Origin of the sequence: Pontibacterium sp. (assembly GCF_964228735.1) — a bacterium.
Lineage (GTDB): Bacteria > Pseudomonadota > Gammaproteobacteria > Pseudomonadales > Balneatricaceae > Pontibacterium.
Map to the genome: position 1 here is coordinate 1 of NZ_CAXRBQ010000141.1, position 16,546 is coordinate 16,546.

Annotated in this window: 14 protein-coding genes; 6 read left to right on the forward strand and 8 right to left on the reverse strand. The window is 53.5% G+C overall.

Going from position 1 to position 16,546, the window contains the following annotated elements; genetic code table 11:
* The coding region (locus tag ACEQ15_RS15755; protein WP_370280192.1) for an NAD(P)/FAD-dependent oxidoreductase at positions 1-1,195 on the reverse strand (1,195 nt) is incomplete at its 3' end.
* A gap of 821 nt (positions 1,196-2,016) precedes the next feature.
* Between ACEQ15_RS15755 and ACEQ15_RS15760 the strand changes: the two genes are divergently transcribed.
* From ACEQ15_RS15760 to ACEQ15_RS15775, 4 genes are all read left to right on the forward strand, one after another.
* Entirely contained in the window at positions 2,017-3,474 is a 1,458-nt protein-coding gene (locus tag ACEQ15_RS15760; RefSeq protein ID WP_370280193.1) for an NAD-dependent succinate-semialdehyde dehydrogenase, read from the forward strand.
* Between the two features lie 18 nt (positions 3,475-3,492).
* Positions 3,493-4,845: an aminotransferase gene (locus ACEQ15_RS15765; protein ID WP_370280194.1), complete on the forward strand. Its 1,353-nt coding sequence runs from the start codon at positions 3,493-3,495 to the stop codon at positions 4,843-4,845.
* A gap of 542 nt (positions 4,846-5,387) precedes the next feature.
* On the forward strand, positions 5,388-6,347 hold the full coding sequence (gene speB / locus ACEQ15_RS15770) for an agmatinase (RefSeq protein WP_370280195.1): 960 nt from the start codon (positions 5,388-5,390) through the stop codon (positions 6,345-6,347).
* 118 nt (positions 6,348-6,465) lie between these two features.
* Positions 6,466-6,840, forward strand: a complete 375-nt coding sequence (locus ACEQ15_RS15775; protein ID WP_370280196.1) for a SirB2 family protein — start codon at positions 6,466-6,468, stop codon at positions 6,838-6,840.
* A gap of 492 nt (positions 6,841-7,332) precedes the next feature.
* Here the strand turns inward: ACEQ15_RS15775 and ACEQ15_RS15780 are convergent, their stop codons facing one another.
* From ACEQ15_RS15780 to ACEQ15_RS15795, 4 genes are all read right to left on the reverse strand, one after another.
* Entirely contained in the window at positions 7,333-7,542 is a 210-nt protein-coding gene (locus tag ACEQ15_RS15780) for a hypothetical protein (protein WP_370280197.1), read from the reverse strand.
* Between the two features lie 93 nt (positions 7,543-7,635).
* Positions 7,636-8,493 carry an urea transporter gene (locus ACEQ15_RS15785; protein ID WP_370280198.1) on the reverse strand — a complete coding sequence of 286 codons (858 nt, stop codon included), beginning with the start codon at positions 8,491-8,493 and terminating at the stop codon, positions 7,636-7,638.
* 79 nt (positions 8,494-8,572) lie between these two features.
* The gene (locus ACEQ15_RS15790) at positions 8,573-8,923 is read right to left on the reverse strand and encodes a cupin domain-containing protein (protein ID WP_370280199.1); all 351 of its coding nucleotides are present in this window, start codon (positions 8,921-8,923) and stop codon (positions 8,573-8,575) included.
* A 168-nt stretch (positions 8,924-9,091) separates the two neighbouring features.
* A complete protein-coding gene (locus ACEQ15_RS15795) occupies positions 9,092-9,880 on the reverse strand; it encodes a flagellin (protein ID WP_370280200.1) in 789 nt (262 codons plus the stop codon).
* Between the two features lie 507 nt (positions 9,881-10,387).
* On the opposite strand from ACEQ15_RS15795, the gene ACEQ15_RS15800 reads away from it, so the two are divergent.
* On the forward strand, positions 10,388-11,371 hold the full coding sequence (locus ACEQ15_RS15800; RefSeq protein ID WP_370280201.1) for an IS110 family transposase: 984 nt from the start codon (positions 10,388-10,390) through the stop codon (positions 11,369-11,371).
* Between the two features lie 208 nt (positions 11,372-11,579).
* Here ACEQ15_RS15800 and argS read toward each other — a convergent pair whose 3' ends face one another.
* Positions 11,580-13,319 carry an arginine--tRNA ligase gene (argS, locus tag ACEQ15_RS15805; protein ID WP_370280202.1) on the reverse strand — a complete coding sequence of 580 codons (1,740 nt, stop codon included), beginning with the start codon at positions 13,317-13,319 and terminating at the stop codon, positions 11,580-11,582.
* 336 nt (positions 13,320-13,655) lie between these two features.
* Between argS and ACEQ15_RS15810 the strand changes: the two genes are divergently transcribed.
* Positions 13,656-14,522 (forward strand): helix-turn-helix transcriptional regulator, encoded by an 867-nt coding sequence (locus ACEQ15_RS15810; RefSeq protein ID WP_370280203.1) that lies wholly within the window; start codon positions 13,656-13,658, stop codon positions 14,520-14,522.
* Positions 14,523-14,530: 8 nt separating this feature from the next.
* Here the strand turns inward: ACEQ15_RS15810 and ACEQ15_RS15815 are convergent, their stop codons facing one another.
* Together ACEQ15_RS15815 and ACEQ15_RS15820 are read right to left on the reverse strand one after the other, a co-directional pair.
* Positions 14,531-15,157: a trimeric intracellular cation channel family protein gene (locus ACEQ15_RS15815; RefSeq protein ID WP_370280205.1), complete on the reverse strand. Its 627-nt coding sequence runs from the start codon at positions 15,155-15,157 to the stop codon at positions 14,531-14,533.
* Between the two features lie 344 nt (positions 15,158-15,501).
* Positions 15,502-16,546, reverse strand: a 1,045-nt coding sequence (locus tag ACEQ15_RS15820; RefSeq protein ID WP_370280206.1) for an NAD(P)/FAD-dependent oxidoreductase, incomplete at its 5' end; no start/stop codon positions are given.

Below are 16,546 nucleotides of genomic sequence, written 5' to 3' on the forward strand. Positions count from 1 at the left end.
ACTGAGGAAGGCCTGCAAAGACGTCGTAACGCTCCGCCTGACCTTGGATCGCATCGGACAACACTTTGCCCGATAGGTGAGAGCAGGTCACACCGTGGCCGCTGTAGCCCTGAGCGTAGTAGATGTTGTTGCCGACACGGCCGAACTGCGGCAGTCGCATCAGCGTCAGCAGGAAGTTACCGGTCCAGGCGAAGTCGATCTTCACGCCCTGCATCTGTGGGAAGGTTTTCAGCATCTTCGGCACGATCAGGGACTCGATCTTGCCAGGCTCGCGTGCACCGTAGGTCACACCACCGCCGTAGATCAGACGACCGTCGCCGGAGATGCGGAAGTAATCTAGCAGGTAGTTGCAGTCTTCAACACACTGATCGTGTGGCAGCAGTTCGCGCTGTTGTTCCGGTGTCAGTGGCGCGGTGGTCACAACCTGTGTACCACATGGCATCGCTTTCGCCTGCAGTTTAGGGATCAGATCTCCCAGATAGGCGTTACCGGCAACCACCACGAAGTTGGCAGTCACGCAGCCTTTCGCGGTGTGAACCTTGGCTTTGGCACCTTCTTCAACGCGGGTAACAGGGGAGTCTTCGTAGATCACACCGCCCAGAGATTCGAACGCCGCCGCTTCACCCAGAACCAGGTTTAGGGGGTGGAAGTGACCACCGGACTTGTCCAGCAGGGCGCCTTTATAGCGGGTGGTACCGACGTATTTCTGAGTATCGGTTTCGGACAGCAGCTCGAGATTCTCGTGTCCATGGGATTCCCACAGCTGTTTTTTCTCTTCCAGCTCGCGCATCTGCTTGCTGTTGCAGGCGGCGAAGATGCCGCCGTCTTTCAGGTCACACTGGATGTTGTACTGGTCAACGAAGCGGCGAATGATACGACCGCCTTCGAAGGCCATCTTACCCATCTCGGTGCCGGTATGTTTGCCGTAGTGCTTTTCGATGAAGTCGATATCACGGCTGTAGCTGTGAACGATCTGGCCGCCGTTACGACCGGACGCGCCAAAGCCGATGCGGGTGGCTTCAACAACAGCAACTTTAAAACCAGCCTCTGTCAAGTGCAGGGCGGTGGACATGCCGGTGTAACCCGCGCCGATTACGCAGACATCGGCTTCAACCTGACCGGTCAGGGCCGGGCGGATGCTTTTGTCGTTCGCAGACGCTGCGTAATAGGAAGTGGTATGTGAAGGTGCAGACATAATCTTTCTCATTATTATGCAAACCGGCTTAGGCACCGGTTGTTCTGGTACGTAGTGACAGGTCTGGCGATAAGGTCGCTGGGTCAGCCTATCTCCTGTTCTATACAAGATATGTCTAGTGCTGATTTCGGAGATATACCTACCTGGGTATATTTTTGGTGGGTGGTGATCAGATCGGTCGATGTTGGGCATTGCTGCGCAATGGCCAACCTACATTTCTACTCTATAAGTTGGTAACTATTCCCATGTGGAGCATGTGAATTAGACATAGCCCGTATTGTTCTGTGCCTTGTAGGGCAGCGTTCACGCTGCCGGTAGCCTGAAGGCTACCCTACAGCGAGCTGTTCATTTCCCGCACTATCGGCTGGCACGAAACTCACTCCCCCCTCCTACGCAGCCGAGCATTTCCCAAATAAAACGATTAAAAGCAAATTCTGTCTGAGGCCAAAGGCCGAGTTTATTTGCTTCGTTTTATTTGGGAAACGCGCAGGGGACCGGGCTTTGCCCGGCAAGTAGTGGGGCTGACGGGGATTGATAAGGGGAGTTCAGTAACTCCCCTTATCTCGCCCAATAGGGCGAATCAGGTTCTGAAAAGAATTATCCAATCACGTCTGCGTGTCTAAAGCAGACGCCGACCCCGATTCCATTGGCATATCCAAACATATCTCATCATACATTTGCATATCCAAAATAAACCCCTAGCAAATCCTTATACAAGCAAAAGATAGGCTGACTTATAAATAACCAAACGCTGATTGCATCTGTGGCCTCATCACGGCCTCACAGGTGAACATAAATACTGCAAGAGAGATCAATAAAAAATGAGCATTCAGTTAAAAGACAACAGCCTGCTGAAAACCCAGGCATACATCGATGGTCAGTGGGTTGACGGCGACACTGGCGCAACCTTCGAAGTACGTAACCCTGCTACCGGCGAAGTTCTGGCAAACGTTGCCAGCGTTGGTGCAGAAGAGACTAAACGTGCCATCGATGCCGCTGAAAAAGCGATGGCGTCCTGGAAAGCGCTGCCAGCTAAGTCCCGCTCCGACATCCTTGAGCGTTGGTACAACCTGATGCTGGAAAACCAGGAAGACCTGGCTGTGCTGATGACTGCTGAACAGGGTAAGCCGCTGTTCGAATCCCGCGGCGAAGTAATGTACGGCGCATCTTTCATGAAATGGTTTGCTGAAGAAGGTAAGCGTGTATACGGCGATGTACTGCCATCCACCGCAGACCGTCGCAGCATCGTGATCAAACAGCCTGTAGGTGTTGTTGCTGCGATCACGCCTTGGAACTTCCCGAACGCAATGATCACCCGCAAAGTCGGTCCTGCGCTGGCGGTAGGTTGTGCAATCGTACTGAAACCTGCGGCTGAAACGCCACTGTCTGCACTGGCCCTGGCTGAACTGGGTGAGCGTGCGGGTGTACCGGCGGGTCTGTTCAGCGTGCTGCCAAGTGCGAATGCATCTGCAGTGGGTGGTGAAATGACCTCCAACCCAACCGTTAAGAAACTGACCTTCACCGGTTCTACCGGCGTGGGCAAGCTGCTGATGAAGCAGTGTGCGGACACGGTTAAACGTACCTCCATGGAGCTGGGCGGTAACGCACCAGTCATCGTATTTGACGACGCGGATCTGGATAAAGCCGTTGCAGGCGCACTGGTTTCAAAATACCGCAACTCCGGCCAGACCTGTATCTGTGCTAACCGTCTGTTGGTACAGGAAGGTATCTACGATGCGTTCGTTGAGAAATTCACTGCTGCGGTAAAAGAGTTCCGCATCGGTAACGGCCTGGAAGATAGCACTACCCACGGCCCGGTAATTACCGAGAAAGCCGTAGCGGATATCCACGCAAAAGTTGCAACAGCAGTCGAGCAGGGCGCAACCGTTGAGGTTGGTGGTCAGGTGAGCGAGCTGGGCTCCCACTTCTACGAGCCAACTGTATTGACCAACGTAACCGCAGACATGCCTCTGTTCAAAGAGGAGATCTTTGGTCCGGTTGCGCCGGTATTTAAGTTCAGCACCGAAGAGGAAGCGATCGCGATGGCGAACGATACCGAGTTCGGTCTGGCATCTTACGTCTACACCAACGACCTGGGCCGCGTATGGCGCGTATCCGAAGGTATCGACTACGGCATGGTAGGCGTGAATGAAACAGCGATCAGCTCCGAGATCATCCCGTTTGGTGGTGTTAAAGAGTCTGGTCAGGGCCGTGAAGGTTCTAAGTACGGTCTGGATGATTATCTGGAAACAAAATACATCTGCATGGGCGGCCTGTAAGGCGCAGAGGTGAGCAATATGAGCGGAATTATTTACCCAACTACAAACCTGAAAGCGACCGAAACGCTGACGCTGGAGCGCGGTGACGGTATCTACGTTTACGACAACAACGGTAAACAGTACCTGGAAGGCCTGGCTGGCCTGTGGTGTACCTCTCTGGGTTACAACAACCGTGAGCTGATCGACACCGTAAACGAGCAGATGGGTAAGCTGTGTTACTCCCACATGTTCGGTGGTAAGACTCACCAGGTGGGTATGGATCTGGCGGACAAGCTGAATGCCATGGTGCCGGTTGAGAACGCAAAGGTGTTCTTCGGTAACTCTGGCAGTGATGCGAACGACAGCCACGTGAAAATGCTGCGTTACTACTTCAATGCCATCGGTAAGCCTGAGAAGCGCAAGATCATTGCGCGTGAGCGTGCGTACCACGGTGTGACTGTAGCGTCTGCATCGCTGACCGGTCTGGTACCGAACCACACTCACTTTGATCTGCCGTTTGAAGCGCTGGGTATCCTGCGCACCGATGCACCGCACTACTACCGTGGCGCGCTGCCAGGTGAAAGCGAAGCGCAGTTTGTTGACCGTATCACCAACAACCTGGAACAGCTGATCCTGAAGGAAGGTCCAGAAACCATCGCAGCATTTATCGCTGAGCCGATCACCGGTGCCAGCGGCGTAATTGTGCCGCCGAAGGGATACTACGAGAAGGTTCAGGCGATTCTGAACAAGTACGACATCCTGTTCTGGGCGGATGAGGTGATCACTGGTTTCGGTCGTACCGGTAACGATTTCGGTTCCACCACCATGAACATCCAGAAGCCGGACATGATGACCCTGGCGAAGCAGCTTTCTTCTGCGTACATGCCGATCAGTGCGTCTGTGATTCGCGGCGACATGTACGAAGCGATGATCGAACCGAGTGCCCAGGTAGGTGTTTTCGGCCACGGTTACACTTACTCGGGTCACCCGGCCGCTGCAGCGGTTGCCCTGAAAACGCTGGAGATCTACGAGCGTGACAACATCTTCGGCCACGCGGCTGAGATGGGCGACTACATGCAGAAGCGTCTGGCTGAGTTTAAAGATCACCCGCTGGTGGGTGAAGTGCGCGGTGAAGGTCTGATTGCAGCGGTTGAGTTTGTTGCGAACAAGAAGAACAACACCCCGTTTGAAGGTGGTGCTGTGGGTGGCTTCGCGCAGCAGGCGTGTCAGAACCACGGCATGATCACCCGTGCGGTGGCTGGTTCCTCCCTGGCGTTCTGTCCGCCACTGATTATCACCACCGAGCAGATCGATGAGATGATCGAAAAATTCAGCAAAGGTCTGCAGGACACTCTCGACTACGTCACCCGAGAAGGTCTGCTGTCCGAGTAATCGGGCAAGCCCTTTGCTTAACCCTCCCGCGCTCTATCAGGGTTGTGCGGGTAGGGTGCCTCACCAACCGGGTGGGGGTGATGACCCTTCCGGTTAACCCTGGTGCTTTCTTGCACTATAGAAACTTTTGCGAGTTTCTGGCTCCGTTGTTTGGTCTTCAACGATCAATCTTTTAGGGGGGAACCTTGTTCCCCCTCTTTTTTGCTGATTCATCATCAGATTGCATAGAACCGATAGTACGACTCATTTGTAGGTTGGCCTTCGCCACGCGAAGCCCAACAGTTAATCAGCACTTTGGAGTCGGCTTGTTGGGCATCACTTCGCGATGACCAACCTACACTTGTTATCTTCCCTTCACTGATCTCTTCACCTGCATACCTTTCATTGCGCCTTGTCATGCTGTTATCGAGCGGTATCTTAATAATATTTGGATGTGCAAATATTAAGTCATTTATTTGTTTATATAAGCCGCAAGTGATCCGGTCTATAAATAGGGTATCGCTAAAACAATAATCACGAGCCATCCGTGAAGAGGTAACCCAATGTCCGAGAAAAAGTTTTACCAGCCAATGAGCGGTAACGAGATGCCACGCTTTGGTGGTCCTGCAACCTTTATGCGTCTGCCAGCAGTCGAGCTGTCTGAAGAGCTGGATGCGGCGTTTATTGGTGTGCCGTTTGATATTGGTGCCTCCAACCGTCCGGGTGCCCGTCTGGCGCCACGTGAGATCCGTGATGAATCCCGTATGCTGCGTCCGTTTAACGTATCCACCGGTGCCGACCCATTTAACAGCCTGACCGTTGCAGATATCGGTGATGTGCCAATCAACACCTTCAACCTGCAGAAGAGCATCCAGATCATCGAAGATTACTACGATGAAGTGATGGAGAAGGGCGTGACTCCACTGACCATTGGTGGTGACCACACCATCGCACTGCCGATCCTGCGTGCACTGAAAAAGAAACATGGCCCTGTTGGCCTCATCCACGTAGATGCGCACGCGGATATCAACGACGAGATGTTCGGCGAGAAGATCGCCCACGGTACGCCGTTCCGTCGAGCGGTCGAAGAAGGCCTGCTGGACTGTGATCGTGTAGTACAGATTGGTCTGCGTGGTACCGGTTACTCCATCGACGAATACGACTGGTCCCGCGATCAGGGTTTCCGTGTGGTACAGGCGGAAGAGTGCTGGCACAAATCCCTGGCGCCGCTGATGGAAGAGGTGCGCGAAAAAGTAGGTGGCGGTCCGGTGCATATCAGCTTTGATATCGACGGCCTGGATCCTGCGTTTGCACCGGGTACCGGCACCGCAGAAGTGGGTGGTCTGACCGTAATGCAGGGCATTGAGATCGTCCGTGGTTGTAAGGGACTGGATGTTGTGGGTTGTGATCTGGTGGAAGTATCCCCGCCGTTCGACACCACCCGCAATACCTCCGTAGTAGCAGCCAACCTGCTGTACGAAATGCTGTGTGTACTGCCAGGTGTGAACTACGTTACGCGTTAATTCTTAATACGTTGTCGTAATTAAAGCGGCGAGTGGGACTTTCGAGCGAAGTCCTGCTCGCCGCTTTCTGCTTTAATGACTTGAAGAAATACTCAATAACGATAAAAAGGATTAACCGATGTACCCAATTATTCTGAAAGTTCACCTGGCGGTGGTGGCGATCAGCTTGGTCATTTTCCTGGGCCGTTCACTACTGGCCCTGGCTGGCAGTGCAAAGGCGGGTCATCCGCTGGCGCTAAAAGGCGCAGGTGCCATGTTGTTGCTTGTGCTGCTCTCTGCGGCAGGTTTGTGTGTCTCGATTGGCCAGTACCCATTCGTGGACGGTTGGCTGACTGAGAAGCTGATTGGTCTGGTGGCCTATGTTGCGCTGGGTATCATCTCTCTGAAACGGGCAGGGTCTAAACCTGTTCAGTTGGTACTTGCTGCAGCGGCATTGGCAGCGTTTGCCGCGACTTTCACGGTGGCCCGACAGCACGCCGGATTTCTGCTCTAAGTCTCTTTACACGCGGGCATGTCGTTGCCCGCTGTCTCTCTGTCATTGCGCTGGAAAACGCGGCGTATTTTGTCCCTCTGTTGCGTCTGAACTCCGGCCATCAATTCGGCCGAATTTTTCTATAGTTTGCCTCTGAAATCCCATCTACTTGATAAAACAGGAATTTGTTCTAAATTTGTATATACAAAAACTATACAAAAGCATGTTGAGGGGAAACAGATGGACGCACTGGTTATTCTCGCAGGTTTAGGGCTGTTCACCGGTATTGCGACCGGTTGGGTGTTGATCGCAGGATCCGTTGTCGAGTTGTATAGAGAGTGGTGACCGGTCTGGGATAATTGAACGGTGTCTGGCGTGATGTTTAACGCCGCAAATTATCAAGAGATGCCACTGAGTTAAGCTAAGTAGGCGGCCTGAAGCAGCATAATGCTATTTCAGGCCGTTTTCGTTTCTAAATGGTGTTACCAGCGAATATGGCGCTGTAGATGGGTGTTACTCGCTGATATGGTCCATATCGCTGTCCAGAATCAGGTGCGCATCGTCCTCATCCTTATGCGCATGAGCGTGCACTTCTTTGGCATTTCCCGCCGCGACAAGGATACGGCTTAGGATAGCGTTCTCCGACTCGTCTTTGTTTAGACGGCGCGCCACAATCGCAGCGTATACATCATTGGAAACGGTGATGGTTTTGGTCATAGCCATGGCTGGTTCCCCGCTTATCAGGGTGGGTTCTTCTGCTAAGTATGGATGATAAAGTGCTAATCCCCCAAGGCGCTCAAGTCTCCGGCTTGCCTCCTAAATCGACGCAGATGATGAGCTGCGTATTAACCGTTCCAGTTCGAGAACGGTCCAGGTCGCCAAGATAAAGGGCGCAGTCAGGGAGGGGAGATCAGCCAGGACAAACAGATGGGTGAAGAGCACTGAGAGCGCTATTCCAGTGACTACCCGTAATACCGGAAATTGGGATGCGGAGGTGCCGAGCGCTATGGCGGTCAGGGCCGGATTAAAGCTGTAGAGGCCGTTGGCTACCAATGCCTCTGATACACCAGAGATCAGGATCGCGCAGCAACCTAACGTACTGCCGGTCAGCGCTAACGCAGCATGGCGCCAATTGCTGAGTATCAGGCCTAGTACGAAGCAGAGACCCGCTATTAACTCTCCCTGAAACATCACCTGTCCGATGCCGAGGAATGTAGTGGAGAGTTGAGGGAGGTCAGACTGCAGCGTAGGGAGTTCTGCGGTTGGGATACCAAGCAAAGGTGCTGCTGAGAGCATGACCCAGGTCGTAATCACAAAAGGGGCAGTGAATCCCGGTAGCGATGAACGCTGCAAAGTGTGAGTGAGCAGCGTAGCGCTAATGGTGCATATCGCGATCAGGCAGAAGCTGGCGACTGAAGGTTGCAGGAAGAATACACCCGCGATGCCCACCAAGGCGCCATTAAACCCATGCAACCCCTGATGCAGAGCATTGGGTGTACGCAATAGATTGCCCGTCAGTGTTGCAATAAAACCACCGAGAAGGGCGCCCAGCAGCATCGGCACAGAGTTAAGCCCAATGCCCAGCAGAAACAAAAGGCCGGTCAGGCTGGAGCTCTGCAGCATGATCTGGCCATAGCCTTTCAGCCATGACTGGAGATAGTGGGTATATGGCATGTCGTGTGATGAACATAGTGCTAACTGGAATTTCAGCGTAGGGAGGAAAGCGGGCAAGGCAGAACCTTGCCCGCGAGGATTACTTGGCTGGCATGCCTACGTAGTACTTACGGGTGTCTTCGTACACGGTCCACAGCAGGTTGGTGCCTTTGCGGCAGATAAATGCCTGGCCTGCAGTAAAGATCTCTTCTACGCCGGAATCCAGGTCGGTGATGCCTACCTTGCCTTCGGTGATAAAGCACACTTCGTCAAAAGGGTAATCTTCAACGGTGATCTGGCCCTGTGAGCAGTACCAGCTGCCAGCAAATGCAGAGTGCTGATCGCTTTCAAACAGTTCAGACACGCCTTCCATTGGGTTGCCTGCGCTAGCGCCATCGGCAGGGACCAAGTCGGTGGCTGGGGTTTCAGTCAAGCGTAGAACAGTTGTCATCGGGAATTCTCTTCTCTTACGTGATTCTTGTTGTTGGGCGGATTGGGGGAGCTGGAGGCTAGTAGCCTCTGATCCGCGCATAGGCCCAGCGTTTAACGACGCTAGGCGAACAGAGAGAAGTATCGAAAAACCGTTGCTACGGAGAAATAACCTGATCAGGTAGGGGGCTTAGGTATTTAGCAGCGCAAGAACTTCACTGCGCCCTGTATTGGCTTGTGCCTGCAAAGAAATCGCGACCTCTCGCTGAATCAGCTCGCGGCTTTGTTCAGAGATCGCTTGGGCCATATCCGTGTCACTGATTTGAGAGCGGGACGAAGCTGCGTTGATGGATGAATCTGTCAGGTTGTTTGCGGTACTGTCGAGTCGATTCTGACTGGCGGCAAAGCTGCCCGCTGCCTGGTTCAGGAGATCCAGGCTGTTATCGAGGCTTTCCAGCGCATCAGGCGAGCTGATGTCGAGAGAGAACAGTTCCTCATCAGCCAGCGAGCTCAGCAGGTCAGGGGTGTTGATATCAGTTCGGCTGTCGCCTGCCTGAATGCCAACAGTGCCTTCCTCGCTCAACAGAAAGCGGCCATTGAAGCTGGTTTGGTCGATGGTGTCTCTGATCCCCTCCAGTAGCTGATCGGCCTGGTTCTGCAGCGCCTGGCGATCCGAATAGTTCAGCGTACCGTTTTGTGCCTGGAGAGAGAGGTCACGCAGCTGCGTCACGGAATCCGTGATCTGTGAAATACCACCAAGTGCAGTTTGGGTGAGGGAGGTGCCATCCATCACGTTGCGCAAACCTACGGCATTTTCGTTGATATCGCGGGATAAGCTAATGGATACCTGAATGCCCGCTGGATCATCGGATGCACGGTTTATACGCGAGCCAGAAGAGATCTGCTCGCTGAGATCAGCAATGCGGTTGCTGTTGCTCGATGTGCTGATGATTGATGTGGAGGTCGGATTAATTTCCATCACACGGCATCCGGGTTGGGTAATGTGGGTGTAAGTATAATACGAAAAAAGTATGAGTGAAATTTGAACAGATGATTTTGTTGATTTCCATCGGTTATGTAGCAGCGCGCTTTTATGCCCTTTAGGGTGCTGAGCGCGACAAATCCAACCTCGGCGGAAGTTCCCAGTCGGAACAAACGCCCGCTGTTACACATCAATCACTGCACACCTGTAGGGTTGCCTTCAGGCAACCGGCAGGCTGAAGCCTGCCCTACATTGGTTACCCCTCCGTAGCCCCCCTTCTACGAGGGCAACATAACTAGTCGCCCTCAGAGCGGGCTGCTTGTATCTCTCGGTGATGGGTGGTTAGCTACCGCCCATCGCAAGAAGCCGGTGAGCCTGACGGGCTGCTAAGCCGTAAAGGCTGTCATGTAGATAAGGCCCCGGCTTCTACTCTCTTAACACTGAATGGTATCCAAGCACCCTGAATTATCAGGTGATGCTGCATGTACAAGGGTAGTCGCAGAGATGCAGTTCTTTATCGGTATTGATGTCAGCAAAGATAAGTTAGACCTCGGCTGGCTGAGGGATCTGACCTCCAACAAAAAGAAAACCAAGGTATTTAAGAATCACAGCGCAGAGCTTACGCGTGTGAGCGACTGGATACTGAAAAACACCAAATCAGGTCCACAGGATATTCTGGTCACGGTTGAACCGACCGGGGTGTATCACGAAGCCCTGTTGTACCACTTGCATGAATGTGGGTTTCAGGTCTTCCTACCTAACGCGGCCTTAGTGAAAGCGTTTATGCAGTCACTGGGCACCGTCCATAAGACTGATAAGTCGGATGCGATTATCTTAGCCCGTTACGGTGCACAGAAACCTGATCGTCAGCTATGGCAGCCGGAAGCGCCTGAAATCCGTGAACTGAAAGCGATGATGCGCCGTTTAGATGCCTTGGAAAAGGATCATCAACGCGAGCTGAACCGACTGGAAGCTAGCGAGATCACAGGCACCTCTGAGCGGGTACTGCAGTCGCTGAAAGATATGATTGCGGTCCTGGAACAGGAAATCCGGAACCTCCAGCAAGATATCGATGATCACATTGATCGCCACCCGCCGTTGAGAAACAACCGTCAGTTGCTGCAAAGCATTACCGGTGTGGGGCCAGGAGTGTCACGTGAGATGGTGTCTATGCTCACTGCAAAAGCGTTTCGTTCAGCGAAACAGGCGGCCAATTATGTGGGTGTTATCCCCCGCATTCAGGAGTCGGGGAAATTTATTGGCTGCAGCCGATTGAGCAAGGAAGGTCCGGCACGTTTAAGAGCAAAACTCTACATGGCGGCTATTGTTGCCAAACAACACAATCCGTTAATTAAGCAGCACTATGAGCGCCTGTTGGCGAACGGAAAAAACAAAATGCAGGCGATTGGTGCGGCGATGAGAAAGCTGGTGCATCTGTGCTATGGCGTGGTGAAAAACCAGGAAAAATTCCAGCTACAACCGCTATAAATGCGTTTGTAGCCAGAATCGAGAGATGGTATCTACAGGAGGTACAGCGGGCCACCGTACTTGTAGCAGCGGGCTTTTATGCCCTTTAGGGTGCTGACCGCGACATGCCTCTTAGGTTGAATGTGTCGCGCTCGGAGAGCGCTGCTACAGGGGTAAACAAAAAGGGAGGCTTAATAGCCTCCCTTTTCAAATCATCTGGAAAACGCGATTACATGCGCTCCATTACCTCGATACCCAGCAGGTCCAGACCTTTCTCCAGAGTACGTGCGGTTGCGTGACACAGCTTCAGACGGCTTTCGCGAACCGCTGGTTCAACGTCGTCTTTCAGTACCGGACACGCTTCGTAGAACTTCATGAACAGGCTGGACAGCTCGTACAGGTAGTTACACAGCAGGTGAGGGTAGGCTTCGCGGGAAACAGAGTCGATGATGTCGCCCAACTGCAGCAGTTTCAGCGCCAGTGCTTTTTCCTGATCTTCAACGATGTTGACGTTGCCGCCCAGGTTCTCCGGAGACAGCTCAGCCTTGCGGAAGATGCTCTGGATACGGGTGTAAGCGTACTGCAGGTAAGGTGCCGTGTTGCCTTCGAAGCTCAGCATGCTATCCCAGCTGAAGATGTAGTCGTTGGTACGGGTCTTGGACAGGTCAGCGTATTTAACCGCGCCGATACCGATCTTGCGTGCCGCGTCTTTGCGCTCTTCTTCAGACAGGTCGGAGCCTTTGCTTTCCAGCAGGGCTTCCGCTTTCTCAACTGCTTCTACCAGCAGGTCTGCCAGTTTCACGGTACCGCCAGCACGGGTCTTAAACGGCTTGCCGTCTTCGCCCATCATGGTGCCGAACGGGTGGTGTTCCAGGCTGCACTCAGCTTTTGCAAAGCCTGCCTTGCGGCTCAGGGTGAATACCTGCTTCATGTGCAGGGACTGACGCGCGTCGATAAAGTACAACACGCGGTCGGAGTTCAGAACTTCGTTACGGTAACGTACCGCAGCCAGGTCGGTGGTCGCGTACAGGTAACCGCCGCCGGACTTCTGCACGATCATCGGCAGAGGGTTGCCTTCTTTGTCCGCCAGCTCTTCCAGGAACGCGACCTGTGCGCCCTGGTCTTCAACCACCAGGCCTTTGGCTTTCAGGTCTTCGATTACAACCGGCAGGTCGTCGTTGTAGGCACTCTCTGCGCGAATGTCTGAGCGCTTCAGCGTTACGTTCAGCAGTTCGTAGATCTCTTCACTATGCGCAACAGAGATGTCGATAAATTGCTGCCACAGGGTCAGGCAGCGCTCGTTGCCTGACTGCAGCTTAACCACGTAGTCACGGGCGCGAGCTGCAAAATCTTCGTCTTCGTCGAAACGTACTTTCGCGGCACGGTAGAACACTTCCAGGTCAGCCAGGGCGGCTTCTGCAACCTGGTTCTGGGAGGTCTGGTCTTCCAGGTGTGCGATCAGCATACCGAACTGGGTACCCCAGTCACCCACGTGGTTCTGGCGCACAACGGTGTGACCCTGAGATTCCAGAACACGTGCCAGTGCGTCACCGATGATGGTGGAGCGCAGGTGACCTACGTGCATCTCTTTTGCCAGGTTAGGGGAGGAGTAGTCGATAACGACGGTCTCGCCGTTTTCAGCGCGGACCAGACCCAGGTTTTCGTTTTCGGCTGCGTGGTCAACCAGCTGGCCCAGCCATTCGTTGGACAGGTGGATGTTGATAAAACCAGGACCAGCGATTTCGATCTTGCTGGCGATATCATCCACGTTTAACTCGTCTACAATGCGCTGTGCCAGATCACGTGGTTTTTGGCCCACTTTCTTCGCAGCAGCCATGGAGCCGTTTGCCTGGAAGTCACCGAACTGTGGGTTTTTGCTTGGAGATACCATCGGCTGACAGTCTTCTGGAATCCCAGCAGCGATCATTGCTTCCTGGACGCGATTGGAGAGGAGTTCACGAATTTTCATGGTTTTAAGCCAGTTAAACCTTCTATAGTTCTGTTATAGGCGATACGCCTGATGCAGCGCGACCGGATACACATTTGGCCGCGCTTTTGTGGCAGGTGGTAAACAGCTGCTCGATAAACAAGCTGTTCGGCAGTCATTAGTACCTATTTGACTGCTTTGAGTCGCAAAAAATGCCGCGCGGCCGCATATTGTAAATGGTCAGAATGAAAACCGGTATACCCTTGGTGAGGGTATTTTCTGATGGCAGTGATACCGGGATACTTTGATAGTCTATGTGTGACGCAAATCAGTGCAGATCACGCTAAATTGCGCTTCAAACCATGGAGTTACTCCCGAATGGAAAGCAGCCTCTCTTTATTTGGAAAATGGAATCAGTCAGTTGCTGAGCTGATCAATCACCTTGAAGATGAAGACCTGCCACGCCTGTTGGTGGAAGCCATAAGCCAGCTCGTCAAAGTTGAGGCGGTGATGCTGGTGCTGGAACGTCGCGACAAGATGCCGGTGTTGCTCTACGACCTGGGGATTCCTGACGAAGAGCGTGCACTCCATGTGGATGCGTACTTCTCCGGTGCCTACCTGCTTGATCCGTTCTGTCTGTCTGTGGATGAAGGGCTGGAGCCGGGCACCTATCACCTCTCAGAGATCGCCCCCGACGATTTCTACCAGAGCGATTATTATCGCACCTATTACCAGGAAGCTTCGCTGGTAGATGATGTGTATTTTCTGGTGGGGCCCAAAGATGGGGTGAAGCTGTCCTTTGCTGTCGGTCGTCAGCACGACCATCCTCAGTTCTCAGAAGATGAACTGGAACTGTTCCGCCTGATGAATCCGCTGGTGCAAACCGTACTTACCAAGTATTGGAAAAGCGTGTGGGAAACGAAGGAGCTGCCGGAAGGTTCTGAGGGGCGGATGCGTGCACAGGTAGAAGCGGCGTTTAATAACTTTGGTGCTTCCATGCTTACTGATCGTGAACGAGAAGTGGCGCACCTGCTGCTGAAAGGGCACTCCTCCAAATCCGCTGCGCAGAAACTCGGGATATCACCGGATACCGTGCAGATGCACCGTAAGAACATGTACGGCAAACTGGATATCTCTTCCCAGTCTGAACTGTTCTCCCTGTTTATTGCGGCCCTGTCCAATGCGGGGAATGATTTGGAGACCGATCCGCTGGCCGCGTATATGCAGCCAGGGGAGGAAAAGTAGATTGGGCCTTACTCTCTGCGGTAGTGGTTTGGCAATTTGATTTTGAACATGATCGCCAGCGCCCGCAGCGTAAATCCCACAATAAAACCACCAATCAGATCGTAGCTATCTGGCAGCCCCAGATAGTTGAGTGTCAGATAGACCACGGAGCCTGCCAGTGCGGTGGTGATATAGAGCTCTTCGTTCATCAGTGTGAGGTTGCTGCCACAGAGCACATCACGTGCGATACCGCCGAAGGTGGCGGTCATCACTCCCATACAGACCGCAATCAGCGGTGATGTACCAAAATTCAGCGCAATCTCGGTGCCCACCACCGCAAACAGCGCCAGACCAATCGCATCCATCCAGATCAGTGCCCGGGTTAACGAGGCGAGTCTGGGTGCCACAAAGTAGGTGGCTGCAGAGGCTACCAAACAGATCAGCATCCAGATGGGCTCGCGAATCCAGAATACGGGTACATTGCCCAGAAACAGGTCGCGCAGTGTGCCTCCGCCAATGCCGGTTGCAGTACCGATCAGCATAAAACCCAGGATGTCCATCTTCTGGCGGCCCGCATCCAGCGCCCCCGAGATTGCGAACACGGCCACCGCCGCAAGTCCCATTAGATTGACTGCTGTTGTGATATCAAACGACATGGCGCGTTTTCCTTACATCGGTGTGATGACAATACTGCAATAATAGCGATCAATTCCGGGAATGGGGTGCGTATTGACGCCAACGGCTCGATTGCTATCTGTAGAAAGTGGTCTGGTGAGGTATGTTGGACGCCAATAATAAAGCGTAGGAAGGCCATCGCGAAGCGATATCCAACAAGTGACATTAAAAATTCCATGTACTGCAACGATGGAGCATAAAAAAGGCCCCAGCGGCCAAGCCGCTGAGGCAAATCACCATGCTGTACAACGGTAAGTACAGGTGAGTAAAAAACAGCTTCAGGAGAGGTAGTAGGTGATCCGTCCCCGGAATCGGCCTACCGCGTTTAGCTGTCTGCTTGCAATGACTCGGTTGCCTGGTGAACACCGGCAACTTCTGCCAGGGTGACCGGTTTGATCGGCGAGCGGACGTTGTAGTAACCCACGTCCGGCACCGGACGATCGCTCGCCTCGGCCATCAACTGAGATACGGTTAAGCCACACAAACGTCCCTGGCAGGGTCCCATGCCTGCACGACTGAAGGCTTTGGCCTGGTTAGGTCCGGCACAACCTGTTTTCGCCAGGCTACGGATCTCACCGGCGGTCACTTCTTCACAGCGACAGACCACCGTCTCATCGGAGGGGCGCAGGAATTCCGGAGCAGGGGTGTAGAGCTGGTCCAGGAATGGGCGAATCGCCAGCTGTTGTTCAATCTGTGTTTGCAGTGCGCTGCTCATTTGCGCGAATGCGTTGGCGCTGAGTTGACCCGCTTGCATCGCGATACGGGTTGCTACCAATTGACCCTGGAGTTCTGCCACCAGAGCACCACCGATGCCGGCATTGTCTCCTGCAACATAGATATTAGGGATGGAGGTTTCGCCAAACTCATCCAGTGTTGGGCGCCAGCATTGCTGCAGCTCGTCCCAACTGTGCTTGGCACCCAGCGATCGGGTGAGCTGAACATTGGGCACGACACCCTGATGCACGAGCAGGGAGCCACACGCGACTGTTTGCTCGGTGCCATTGTGACGGAAGCGAACTTTGCTCAGTTTTCCGTCTTCATCTGCGACTGCATTCAGCTGTGACACACCATTTAGTGGCTTCACACCTTTGCGGCGCAGTTCGGCGATCAAGCGTGTACCTTTTAACAGGTAACGCCAACCGCGCAGTGCACCCGACAGATGTTTCAGGGCGGCGTGGTAGTTTTGCTTTGGTGTGGTATCCAGCAGTGCGGCGATCTCAATACCGGCACGGCTCAGCTGGCAGGCCACCAACAGGAGTAGGGGACCACTACCGGCAATCACCAGCGGGTCACTTGGGGCCAAACCACTGGTTTTGAGCATGATCTGGGCCGCGCCGCAGGTCATTACGCCGGGTGTGGTCCAGCCAGGA